General features: G+C 37.7%; 13 protein-coding genes. 3 read left to right on the forward strand and 10 right to left on the reverse strand.

Going from position 1 to position 12,454, the window contains the following annotated elements:
• Positions 1-49 precede the first annotated feature (49 nt).
• From uppS to ubiE, 9 genes are all read right to left on the reverse strand, one after another.
• Entirely contained in the window at positions 50-790 is a 741-nt protein-coding gene (gene uppS / locus AC3ITD_RS12695) for an undecaprenyl pyrophosphate synthase (protein ID WP_265800919.1), read from the reverse strand.
• A gap of 19 nt (positions 791-809) precedes the next feature.
• Entirely contained in the window at positions 810-1,613 is an 804-nt protein-coding gene (porG, locus tag AC3ITD_RS12700; RefSeq protein WP_265800920.1) for a type IX secretion system protein PorG, read from the reverse strand.
• A 2-nt stretch (positions 1,614-1,615) separates the two neighbouring features.
• A complete protein-coding gene (locus AC3ITD_RS12705; RefSeq protein ID WP_489360191.1) occupies positions 1,616-2,497 on the reverse strand; it encodes an NAD kinase in 882 nt (293 codons plus the stop codon).
• Between the two features lie 8 nt (positions 2,498-2,505).
• On the reverse strand, positions 2,506-3,168 hold the full coding sequence (locus AC3ITD_RS12710) for a CBS domain-containing protein (protein ID WP_265800922.1): 663 nt from the start codon (positions 3,166-3,168) through the stop codon (positions 2,506-2,508).
• Positions 3,168-3,932, reverse strand: a complete 765-nt coding sequence (locus tag AC3ITD_RS12715; RefSeq protein ID WP_265800923.1) for an alpha/beta fold hydrolase — start codon at positions 3,930-3,932, stop codon at positions 3,168-3,170. The genes AC3ITD_RS12710 and AC3ITD_RS12715 overlap by 1 nt, the downstream gene beginning before the upstream one ends.
• A 185-nt stretch (positions 3,933-4,117) precedes the next feature.
• Entirely contained in the window at positions 4,118-4,564 is a 447-nt protein-coding gene (locus AC3ITD_RS12720; RefSeq protein ID WP_265800925.1) for a GatB/YqeY domain-containing protein, read from the reverse strand.
• Positions 4,565-4,669: 105 nt separating this feature from the next.
• Complete coding sequence (locus AC3ITD_RS12725) at positions 4,670-5,428, reverse strand: SDR family oxidoreductase (RefSeq protein ID WP_265800927.1); 759 nt, start codon at positions 5,426-5,428, stop codon at positions 4,670-4,672.
• Positions 5,429-5,522: 94 nt separating this feature from the next.
• Entirely contained in the window at positions 5,523-6,320 is a 798-nt protein-coding gene (gene porT, locus AC3ITD_RS12730; protein WP_489360196.1) for a type IX secretion/gliding motility protein PorT/SprT, read from the reverse strand.
• Positions 6,317-7,048: a bifunctional demethylmenaquinone methyltransferase/2-methoxy-6-polyprenyl-1,4-benzoquinol methylase UbiE gene (gene ubiE, locus AC3ITD_RS12735; protein ID WP_489360198.1), complete on the reverse strand. Its 732-nt coding sequence runs from the start codon at positions 7,046-7,048 to the stop codon at positions 6,317-6,319. Before ubiE ends, porT begins: the two co-directional genes overlap by 4 nt.
• A 250-nt stretch (positions 7,049-7,298) precedes the next feature.
• On the opposite strand from ubiE, the gene yihA reads away from it, so the two are divergent.
• The 3 genes from yihA (at position 7,299) to AC3ITD_RS12750 (ending at position 10,652) form a co-directional block, all read left to right on the forward strand.
• The gene (yihA, locus tag AC3ITD_RS12740) at positions 7,299-7,922 is read left to right on the forward strand and encodes a ribosome biogenesis GTP-binding protein YihA/YsxC (protein ID WP_489360200.1); all 624 of its coding nucleotides are present in this window, start codon (positions 7,299-7,301) and stop codon (positions 7,920-7,922) included.
• A gap of 61 nt (positions 7,923-7,983) precedes the next feature.
• Positions 7,984-8,841: a UbiA-like polyprenyltransferase gene (locus tag AC3ITD_RS12745; RefSeq protein WP_489360202.1), complete on the forward strand. Its 858-nt coding sequence runs from the start codon at positions 7,984-7,986 to the stop codon at positions 8,839-8,841.
• A 104-nt stretch (positions 8,842-8,945) separates the two neighbouring features.
• Positions 8,946-10,652, forward strand: coding sequence for a M3 family oligoendopeptidase (locus AC3ITD_RS12750; protein ID WP_489360204.1), 1,707 nt, complete (start codon positions 8,946-8,948; stop codon positions 10,650-10,652).
• Between the two features lie 511 nt (positions 10,653-11,163).
• Here AC3ITD_RS12750 and AC3ITD_RS12755 read toward each other — a convergent pair.
• Positions 11,164-12,387 carry an MFS transporter gene (locus AC3ITD_RS12755; protein ID WP_489360206.1) on the reverse strand — a complete coding sequence of 408 codons (1,224 nt, stop codon included), beginning with the start codon at positions 12,385-12,387 and terminating at the stop codon, positions 11,164-11,166.
• Positions 12,388-12,454: the final 67 nt, after the last annotated feature.

The following is a 12,454-nucleotide window of genomic DNA, read 5'->3' on the forward strand; positions in this document are numbered from 1 at the left end:
GTGGTGCTAAGTTAGTTTAAACGCTTGTTAAAAAGTGTTAAAAGAAAAATTAGTTCAATTGTTCGCTAATTTTTCCGAAACGGCGTTCGCGTTTTTGATAGTCAACAATAGCCTCAAAGAGATCTTCTCTTCTAAAATCTGGCCACAAAACATCAGTGAAATAAAACTCCGTATAAGCCATTTGCCAAAGCAAATAATTACTTATCCGATGTTCGCCACTTGTTCTGATCATTAACTCCGGGTCAGGAATATTTACGGTTGTAAGTTTCGATGAAAAGAGACCCTCATCGATATCATCCATAGAGATTGTATTATCTTTTACGGCTTCAGCAATTTTTCTGGCAGCCTCAACAATTTCCCATTTTGCACTATAGCTAAGGGCCAGTGTTAAGGTACATTTTTCGTTGTGGGCAGTCTTATCCATTGCTTCTTTCAAATCATCAATACACTCTTGTGGTAAAGATGATATGTTGCCAATGGCATTAAGCTTAACTTTATTTTTGTTGAGCGTTTCGGTTTCTCTGTTAATTGTTGAGATCAGGATTTGCATCAAAGCATCAACCTCTTCCTTCGGACGATTCCAGTTTTCAGTAGAAAAAGCATAAAGGGTTAGGTATTCAATACCTACTTCAACACAGCCTTCTACAATATCTTTTACAGATAGCACACCTTGCTCATGCCCAAAAACACGTACTTTTCCCTGGCCTTTTGCCCATCTTCCATTCCCATCCATGATAACGGCAATGTGCTTTGGCAGGCGGCTATAGTCTATTTGTTCTTTAAAATCCATTAATTAAGTCAAAATCAGCTTAAAACGAGTAGCATTTTGAGGATACAAAGGTAAAAGATATGCCAACACTAACAAATAGATAAGTGTCCCTTTTTCTAAAATCTCCTCTTTGGGTTCCTGCAACACCAATTTGACTGATAGATGGATCGGATAAATTGATGCGATTTCCATCTGAACCAACAAATACCTGTTTATCGCTGTCCGGATACCTTCCGCTAACGTCGTCAATATAGTCAGTCAACGGCGTTCTATAGCCTAATTCGGTAAAAACAGTCCAGGTATCTTTATAATTGTATCGTAAACCCACGCCATAAGGAATGGTTAAAACGGCATTTCTATATCCATTCTCTTGTCCTTCTGTAGCCAGTCTATCCAAACGATAGGTTTCACCGTCGTATTTAACTTTTGGTTTAAATACCACAAAACCAGCACCGGCAAATAAGTAAGGTGTAAATTGACGGGTTCCACCACCCAAATTGAAATTAAAAAAATTGAAATCAATTAGTGCGCTCAATTCGTTTAAGGAAGTATTAAAACTTAAGTTTCTTTCTCTGAACTGTGCATTGTTTGATTGTGAATCTTTAGCCTGAATCTGGCCGTAAGTATAGTTTAATCTTACCCCTAAGTATTGATTGAAGTTTTTCTTTCCATAAACTCCGGCAGAAATACCACTCACTTTTAAAGGATGGTTTTGATTAAGATCACCAATGTATCCTGCGCCGCCGCCCATCAGCCCTATCTCCCAATTGCCCTCTTGAGCAAAAGATATTTTTCCTCCGGTAATAAGAAATAAGATGATGATTAGGAGTTTATTTAGCGTCATACTTAGTAGTTACGGGTATCTATGCCCCATAATAATTTATTCCTTAACGTGTTTAAGTAAGTTTCATTGTTAAGACGAATAAGATTTATGCAAAAGTCGGCTTTTTTTATCGATATTTTAACTGAACGCTCAACCGTTACAGTTCTACTATCACACGAAACCAAAAATTTAGATTCTCTGGCCTCTACTTCGAAGGATAATTTATTATCATCAGGAAGCACTACTGGCCGCACATTTAGATTGTGGGGAGCAATAGGCGTGACCACAAAATTTTCTGAATCTGGATAAATAATTGGTCCACCGCAGCTTAGCGAGTAAGCCGTAGAACCCGTTGGCGTGGCAATAATTAACCCATCTGCCCAGTACGAATTGATAAATTCATCATTCATTGATGCATGAATAATCATCATGGCCGAATTATCCCGCCTGTGGATGGTGATGTCGTTCAGCGCAAAGTTTTCTTCACCAAATAATCCATTATCCGATTCTAAAACCAAAAGTGAACGTGTATCTAAGCTATATTCTTTATTTACCAACGCATTAAGCGCCGATTCTATTTCGTTTTTATTGATACTGGCCAAAAAGCCCAAACGACCAAAATTAATCCCAATAACGGGAATATTTGAATCGCGAATTAACGAAAGTGTATCAAGCAAAGTTCCATCCCCACCTAAACTTAAAAGTACATCTGCATGATCTTTGAGTTCTTTGTGGTTATGAAAAATTACTGTATTGGCTGGCAGCTTAATTTTACCGTGAAGCGAAGTTTTAAACTTAGAATATAAAACGGGTTGAATATTATGAGTGGCCAGATAATTAAAAACCTCTTGCACATAGGGCAAAACTGTATCGTTAAAATCCCTCCCGTAAATTGCGATCCTCATAAAATATTTTAAACGTTTAGATAGTTCATGAAAGAATCATAACGTTCTTGAGAACCATCGTCAATTTGTGTGTTGTTGTAAACTTCCTTCACCAGGTAATCGTACCTTTCAAAAGAAGCCACAAGCGATGTAATTTCTGTTTTATTAACTTTTAAAGTCACTTCCATACGAGTGGAATCATCAAAAGTATTGACATAAGATGACAGGATCTGAGCATTATCTGCTTCGACAATTTGTGAGATATGTGCCAAAGAATTATCCCGGTTGCTGATTTCCAACACAATAATTCCGCCTGGGTGATTAACAGCATACTGTTCTGCCACGGCATCAACCATGTTGTTAATAGAAATTAAGCCCAGGTAGTTTTTTTGCTGATCGACAACCGGCACAGCTGTTAGTTTTAGCTGGCTCATCAAACGAATCACATCATAAGTGTGTGCGTCGCTTAAGGTAAAAACGTTTAAGAAATTAACGCCAGAATCCGTCAAGATTGTATCGTGCTTGCTGATATTTAATAAATCATCTTCGGAAACTAAACCCAATAAAGAAGCTTCGCTAAGAACCGGCATGTGCTTCACTTTAAATTCGTTCATACGATCTAAAGCTTTTTGCACCGTGTCATCAGCTCTTAATGATGGAATAGCATTCGATATGATTTCTTCAGCAAACATTATTTAAGTAAAATTCTATCTAAAAATTTCTCCAGATAACCATTAAATATCTCCGGATGCTCCATCATAGGGGCATGACCACATTTATCAACCCAGTTCAATTCAGAATTAGGCAACAATTGATGGAATTCTTCTGCCACTTCTGGCGGTGTAACTTTATCATTCTTTCCCCAGATCAATGAAACCGGGATGGTTATTTTAGAAAGTTCCTTGGCCATATTGTGGCGAATTGCCGACTTAGCCATCGTTAAAATCCTAATCACCCGAGATCGGTCGTTAACGGTTTTAAACACATCATCAACCAATTCTTTCGTTGCCGTTGCTGGATCGTAAAAAGTAAATTCTACCTTTTCTTTAATATAATCATAACTTTCACGACGTGGGAATGAACCTCCGAAAGCGTTTTCGTATAAGCCAGAGCTACCTGTTAAAACCAAAGCTTTAACAAACTCCTGATGTGCAACTGTAAAAACCAAACCCACGTGACCTCCTAAGGAATTACCCACTAAAACCACTTGATTTAATCCTTTAAATTTTAAAAAACGATGTAAGTACCTGGAAAGTGCTTTAACGCCTAAAGTTAAAATTGGCAAATCGTAAATAGGTAAAATGGGAATAATTACATGATAACGATCTTTAAATTGCTCTATAACACGCTCCCAGTTACTTAATTCACCCATTAAACCATGCAGCAATACCAACTTTTCGCCTTTTCCAGTTTCAATGTATTTAAATCCGTCTTCTTCAATTATCTGGTATGTCATATATATTATAGGTGGTATTGTGCACTAAGTTAGTAGAGTAAAATTAAATTTTCGCATTTCTATGCCATTTTTCTAAAATAAAGCCGATAACGGTATAAAAACCTTTGTTAAAGCATGAAAATGCAAGTATCAAGTATCAAGACAGTTGCTAGATTCATGTCTTTACCTTTAGTCTTTAAGCTTAACTATGCAAGCTTCTCTTTTACAATTTCAGCTATTAATTTGCCATCTGCCTTACCTGCAAGTTCTTTATTGGCCAAACCCATCACCCTCCCCATATCTTTAACCGATGTGGCACCAGATTGTTTGATCACGTTTTCGATAATAACTGCAACCTCAGTCCTATCTAACTGCTGTGGTAAAAATTGGTTAATCACCGCAATTTCTTCTTCCTCTACCTTAAACAAATCTTCACGGTTTTGTTGCTTGTAAATATCAGCAGACTCACGGCGTTGCTTGATTAGCTTTTGAAGAATTTTTAATTCCGTTTCTTCGGTAATCTCTTCTGATGAACCTTTCTCGGTTTTAGCCAACAGTAAAGCCGCTTTAATTGCCCTTAATCCTCTTAGTTGAGCATTATCTTTAGCCAGCATGGCTTTTTTTATTTCTTGATCTATTGTGTTTGATATCATTTTTCTGTTATCAGTTATGAGTTATGGGTTGTGGGTTACCTGTTTGAGCTACCTTTTAAACACCTAAACTGTAAACTCGCAACCGGTAACTGGCAACCCACTACTTTAATTTCTATTTATTATCGTTGCTGTGGCCTGTACAGTCGGCATAATCAGCATATCGTTTATATTTACATGTTTCGGACGGCTTACTACATACCAAATCGCATCCGCTATATCATCGGCGATAAGTGGCTCCAGGTTTTCGTACACTTTTTTAGCCCTATCTTCATCCCCTTTAAATCGTACTACCGAAAATTCGGTCTCCACCATACCTGGATTAATTTCAGTCACCTTAATTCCGTGAGGCAAAAGATCAATCCGCATACCCTTACTTAATGCATCAACCGCATGTTTGCTGGCACAATATACGTTTCCGTTTGGATAAACTTCCTTTCCAGCAATTGAACCGATGTTAATGATATGACCCGATTGATTTGGAATCATCCAGTTGGAAACAATTTTGGTAACATACAGCAATCCTTTAACATTGGTATCGATCATGGTATCCCAATCATTGGTATCGCCCTTATCAATAGGATCCAAGCCCTGGCTTAAACCTGCATTGTTAACCAATACATCAACATTTTTCCAATCTGCAGGTAAATTTTCCAACACGGTTGATAAACTTTCTTTGTCTCGAACATCAGCCAAAACCTGCTTAATTTCGATGGCATATTTATCAGCCAAATGATGCGAAAGTTTCGCCAAACGATCTTCGCGACGGGCAAGTAAAATTAAGTGATAACCTTGTTGGGCGAAGGTGTGCGCACAAGCTTCGCCAATACCAGAAGTTGCGCCTGTAATTAATGCAATTTTAGACATGTTTATGAATAATTTAGCTTCAGTTTAACCAGGAGCATTGCTGCAATTGGTTTTTCTTAATGCAGGCAAAGGTAAGTTTTTTTGAATTGTACGGCTATTGAAAAATTAAACTGAACGTTAATTGACGTAATTTTAACTTATCAATCGGATTAGCAAAAGCAGTATCGTCGTGCTGAAGCAAATCATTGGTTGAATAGGCCAACTTAATTTCGGGCGACATTTTGAAATACTCGAAATACAAGTCAAAACCTATTCCCGTTTCATAGGATAGATAATTGCGTTGATTTTTCAACAGCTTGTTTATTGGCGTTTCGCCTTCATCGAAGAATTTCTTTTTCGAAGCAATATCAATCGAATACTTCGCTCCGCCCAACCAGTAAGCCCTAAAATTATTCATGCGGTTCGATTTAACTTTTATACCTATCGGAAACTCGAACATGGTTGCCTGAACCTTCTTATCGATTAAGGTTTGATAATTTTTCGTTTGGCCATTGCCGAGATCAATGGGGTCTAATGGCAAATACTCATACGAAACTACACGATCGCTGAAAATCAATGATGGAGTTGCACGAATATCAAAATTCTCTGCCAAGCGCCTGTTCATCACAAAACCTAAACCAAAGCCCTGCGAAGGTGGACTTGAAATAGCATTCAAAGAATTTGTAACCGGCAAACCCGAATTCGGATCATAAGACACGCCCAAAGAATTTCGCACTTCGTAAAAAGGTGCCCGCCAGTTTTCTTTTTTAAGAATTTTGTATTCTGCAGAAATATACTGAAAATTAAACCCAAAGCTCCAATCTTCATCATCAATTCCCCCACCCCAGTTCTGAGCCAGGCAAGCGGTAGAAATTGTGAATAACGAAAAGATGAGGCTTAATTTTTTTATCATTTAGTACCGACGTAGATTGAACTTATTCCAAACGTTAAAATTCTTTGCTTGGTACTTTTGAAACCAACTTTTTCCATAAGGCTTGTAAAATCAGTTCCATCAGGAAAAGCGGCTACAGATTCAGGTAAATAAGTGTAGGCTCTGGCATCTTTTGAAAACAACTTTCCGAAGAATGGCGTAACATGCAGGAAGTAAAAATTATATAGTTGCTTTACTGGAAAAACACGGGGTTTTGAAAATTCTAAAATGACCATTTTGCCGTTGGGTTTTAACACCCTGTACATATCTGTTAGACCTTTTTCGAGGTTTTCGAAGTTACGAACTCCGTATGCGCAGGTAATGGCATCGAAAGTATTGTTTTCAAAATGCAGGCCTTCCGAATCGCCTAACTGAACGGTAAAAGTTTCGTTTAAGCTGCGTTCGTTAATCTTTTTCCTAGCCACATCCAGCATTCCTTCAGAAATATCTACACCAATCACTTTCTCAGGATGAAGTTTTTTAATCGCTTCGAAAGCAAAATCACCTGTTCCAGTGGCTACATCCAGTAAATTCCTCGGTTGAATGGAAACCAGTTCTTTGATCGCTTTTTTACGCCACAGTACATCAATCCCTAAAGAAAGAAAATGGTTCAAAAAATCGTATGTACCCGAAATATTGTTAAACATAGTTGCAACCTGCTCTTTCTTGGTTGCGTCTTCTACTTGATAAGGAGTGATATTCTGATTCATGGTATGGGGCAAAGATAGGGAAAAAGTCCGAAGTCGGGAGTCAATAGTCGGAAGTCCAAAGTATCAAAAGATATCAAAAGCGATAAAAAGATAAATTTAAACCAAAGGTGGATTACAGATGACTTTAAATGCAGTTTTGGAGAGCAGATAGACTATATGCTTGAGCGAATTTTACAATATCAAGAGATTGCAGATTTAGACTAAAGGCTTCGGACTTCGGACTTCCGACTCAAAACCCTACCTTTGCAACATGGTTATCAAAACGGCAACATTTGTTTGCAGCAACACCCAGATTTCGGCTTTACCGATACCAAAAATGCCCGAGTATGCATTTATTGGCCGGTCAAATGTGGGCAAATCTTCTTTAATTAACATGTTGGTTAATCAACATGGATTGGCAAAAACCTCTCAGCGGCCAGGAAAAACTCAACTCATTAACCATTTTCTAATTAACGAGAAATGGTACATTGTCGATTTGCCGGGTTACGGCTATGCAAAGGTTTCTAAAACCAGTAGAGAAAAGTGGGAGAAATTCATTCGTGCATATATCACCAAAAGAGAAAGCTTACAGTGTGTTTTCGTATTGATAGACAGTCGTTTAGAGCCACAACAGATTGACATCGAGTTTTGCTATTGGTTGGGCGAAAAGCAAATCCCATTTTCGTTGATTTTCACTAAGGCAGATAAACAGGGCATGACCACCACTCAAAAAAACGTAGCTGCTTTTAAGAAAAAGTTAGGTGAGTTTTTTGAAGAGATCCCCGCAACCTTTATTACCTCAGCTGAAAAAGGAAATGGAAAAGATGAAGTTTTAAATTTCATTACAGAGGTGAATCAAGATTTTGTGGTTCCATCAGACTATAAAAAGTTTTAAGCGCTTCACAGTTTTCAAAGAAGTTTGAGATCTTAACATAACAATATTCGTATATCAGTAAATGAAAAAATACTTTTCACTCGTATTATTCGCTCACTCGGTTTTTGCTTTACCGTTTGCAATGATTGGGTTTTTCCTGGGCGTTACCACTACCGAAAATCCTTTTTCGTGGTATAAATTAATCTTGGTATTGCTTTGTATGGTTTTCGCCAGAAATGCCGCAATGGCGTTTAACCGTTATTTGGATAGAAACATTGATGCCAAAAACCCACGAACCCAAATGCGGGATATTCCGGCGGGAAAAGTATCTGCTAACGAGGCATTAATTTTCGTAATTGCAAACTGCGTATTTTTTGCCGTTGCCACTTACTTTATTAATCCGCTTTGCTTTTATCTATCGCCTGTGGCGCTTTTTGTCGTGTTATTTTACAGCTACACCAAAAGATTTACGGCATTGTGTCACCTTGTTTTAGGCTTAGGGTTATCACTAGCCCCTATTGGCGCCTATATCGCAGTAACCGGGCACTTTGCTTTAGTGCCGGTTTTATACTCTTTAACTGTGCTTTTTTGGGTAAGTGGTTTTGATATTATTTATGCCTTACAGGATGAAGATTTCGACCGTAAAGAAAAATTACACTCTATACCATCTGCACTTGGCATAAAAAATGCACTTAATGTGTCGGTTTTATTGCATGTGCTCTCCGCAATCTGTGTGATCCTACCCGTGTTTTTTACCGAGTTTAGTTGGGTTTATTATGTTGGGATCGCATTTTTCTGTTCGATGCTGATTTATCAGCACCTGCTAGTAAAACCAAATGATATTAGTAAAGTAAACAGAGCGTTTCAAACTTTAAACGGATATGCATCAGTAGTGTTTGCTATTTGCTTTTTAATCGACGCTTACATTAGAACCAAATAACAATAAATGATAGAATGAATGAGTTTTGAATGATAGAATGCTCTGCAATATGCTTTAAACCATTCTATCAATTACTCATTGAAAATTCAATAATTAATAAAAACATGATTGTAGAAAAAAAAATCAGAACATATATTCCTCAAGATTTAGCCATCACTTGGGAAAGCTTATCCCCACTTTTTACCGAATTACAAAACCGCGAAATCAACAATGTTGATGAGTTGGAAAAGTGGTTAAAAGATCGCTCAGAACTGGAGGCTGCTTTAGAAGAAGATTTCGCCTGGCGATATATTAAAATGAGTTGTGATACGGCAAATGAAGAATTGGTTAAAAACTTCCAGTATTTTGCAGAGGAAATTGAACCCAAAATTTCTCCTTTATCAAATGAACTGAATAAGAAGTTTGTCGACAGCCCTTTTATGGATGATTTGGACAAAGAAAAGTTCTTCGTTTATAGCAGAGCGATTAAAAAGGCTTTGGAAATTTATCGCGAGGAGAACATTGAACTTTTTACTCAATTACAAGTTAAACAACAGAAATATCAAGGCATTACTGGTGCGATGAGTGTTGAAATCAATGGGCAGGAATATACACTGGAACAGGCCTCTATTTTTATTAAGGATTTAAATCGCGAGGTGAGGGAGAATGCATGGAAAACCATTCAACAGCGCCGGTTAATCGATAAAGATGATTTAAATATCCTGTTTGATGAACTGATTAAATTGCGTAACCAGGTTGCTTTGAATGCTGGCTTTGCAAACTATCGCGATTATATGTTTCAGGCCTTAGGCCGTTTTGATTATACACCACAAGATTGCTACGATTTTGCCAATGCGATAGAAAAGGAAATCGTTCCAATTTTAAAGGAACAAGCCGAAAAACGTCGCGAAGCTTTGGGTTTAGAAACGCTAAGACCTTGGGATATGGAGGTTAGTGTAAGCGGCAAACCTGCATTGAAACCTTTTAACAACGGTACTGAACTTATTGATAAAAGTATCTCCTGTTTTAATGCCATTGATGAAAAGTTGGGTACAAAGCTAGCTACAATGAAAGCCAATAATCTTTTTGATGTAGAAAGCAGAAAAGGTAAAGCGCCAGGTGGATACAACTATCCGTTGGCGGAGACCGGTGCACCATTTATTTTCATGAATTCGGCCAATTCTCTTCGCGATTTAACCACCATGGTTCATGAAGGTGGCCACGCCATTCATACTTTTCTAACGGCAAACTTAGAATTAAATGATTTTAAGCATTGTCCATCTGAAGTTGCAGAACTGGCATCAATGAGTATGGAATTGATTTCAATGGATAATTGGAATGTTTATTTTGATAGTGAGGAAGATTTGATTCGTGCCAAAAAAGAGCAATTGGCTGATGTTTTAAAAACCTTACCTTGGGTTGCAGTAATTGATCAGTTTCAGCATTGGATTTACACCAACCCAAATCATACTGCGGCTGATCGTGAAGTAACTTTCAAGCAGATTTACAACCGTTTTGGTGCAGGCTTCGCAGATTGGACAGATTTGGATCAACAATTTGGTAATGTTTGGCAGAAACAGTTGCACTTATTTGAGGTTCCGTTTTACTATATTGAATATGCAATTGCGCAATTAGGTGCCATTGCAGTTTGGAAAAACTACAAGGAAAATCCTGAAAAAGCGCTAGAACAGTATTTGGCTGCACTTTCTCTAGGTTATACCAAACCAATGAATGAGATTTACGAAACTGCAGGAATCAAGTTTGATTTTAGTGCAGAATATGTTAAAGAGTTGGCTGCTTTTGTAAAGGAAGAGCTAGAGAAATTGGGATAGATTGAGTTTCCATTCGAATTTTAAGTCGTGGCATTTCGCTACGGCTTTTTTTGTTTTAGAGCTAAGTGCTTAGCAGATATAGTTGTCGTGTCTTGCTGCTATGTTGGATATCAAAGGCATATGCTACAGAATTAAATTAAGTCTCCCACTGATTTCACAGATTAACGCAGAGCAACTTGTTAATAGACAAAATTTAGTCATATCGTTGCAAATCAACTCTGCCAAAGCAAAAAATTCTGCGGACTTCTCTGTAATATGCGGGAGGGAATAAAGCGTATAGACTTCCCGCTGATTATCGTTGTAACCGTTTCGCTAAAACGCTATAGCAAACTAAGATAAATCTACCGCTGATCTCACAGATTAACGCAGAGCAACATATTAATAGTCAAATTTTAATCATCTGTTGAACATCATCTCTGCCAAAGCAAAAAAATCTGCGGACTTCTCCGTAATCTGCGGGAGAAAAATAAAGCGTATAAACATCCCGCTGATCAAACACAATACTAATTAGCTAAGAAGTAATCTCATCCTTCTTTCTGGTTCTCATAATCAAAACCATTATCGCTAAAGAAATCACAATCATCACTAAATAACTGAAACTCAAATTCCGCTCATCTTTTGCCGGGAACAAATTCACGATGCCATAACTCAGAAAGGAAACGATTACATAAGTGATTCCGCCTGTTAAACCTCCTGCTATACCCGCATTTTTAGGGAATTTGCTTAGGCAGAATGTGAAATAATTATTAAAAGTAAAACCAGCTCCAATGTGAATAATGAAAGCGAAAAAGATCAGTGAAAATAAATTTGATACAAAATTTAAGCTGACTATCATTAAAGCTACGAACACCACCTGAAGTAGCGAATTGAGCATTAATCTTTTAAAAAACGGCTTATTGATTGTTGCTTTTCCTATAAAACCTCCAACCATCCACGCGAAGCCTAAAACCAAAGAACTATAACCTGCAACAACCGGCGAATAATGCAGTTCGTGTTCAATAATAAATGGTCCGGTCATGTTATAAACCATTACCATACAGTAGGCAAGGCCAAGCATCACGATACCAAGTGTAAAACTGGTTGTTTTTACCATACTTAAATAAATATTGCTAATCTTTTTCAGTTGGAAATCTGTAAAATGTGTCAGCGTTTCTCCACTAAACAAAAATTCCAACAAGGCAAAAACTAAAGCGAACCCAGCAAGGAAGTAAAAGTTAGATTCCCAGCCAAAAGACGTTTGTAAGTAGCCACCCACAAACGGCGCTATAATTGGCCCGGTAGACCAGATAATGGAAAACAGACTCAAATAATGCTTTAATTTCTCGCCTGTAAATAAATCTACAAAATATGCTCGTTTAGCCACAACTACTGCACCCACAGAAAAACCATGAACAATTCTCATTAAATAAATAACGTAAATGTTATGCGTTATGGCGATAATTATACTCGCCGCCGCAAATATCAATAGGCTGTATAACCCAATTTTGTAACGTCCAAAACTATCCAGCAAACTCCCTACAAAGAGCTGCGCAACGCCGTAGCTGATCAGAAAAATACTTAATGTCAACTGAACCTGAACACTGCTGATGTTCATTTCGCCTGCCATTGTAGGCAATGATGGAATGTAAATATCTGTGGCAAAACCAGAGAGCGGAATAAGGGTGAATGCCAGAATTGTGGCTATGCCTTGATTTTTTTCTTTTATCGCCGGTCGTTGTGTAATAGAAGATGTCATTGTAAAGAATTGGAATGGATAATGGAAACCATCACTGAATAGTGCGGCAAAAGTAGTATTTTATCGT

The organism is Pedobacter sp. KH_004, from assembly GCF_057840755.1.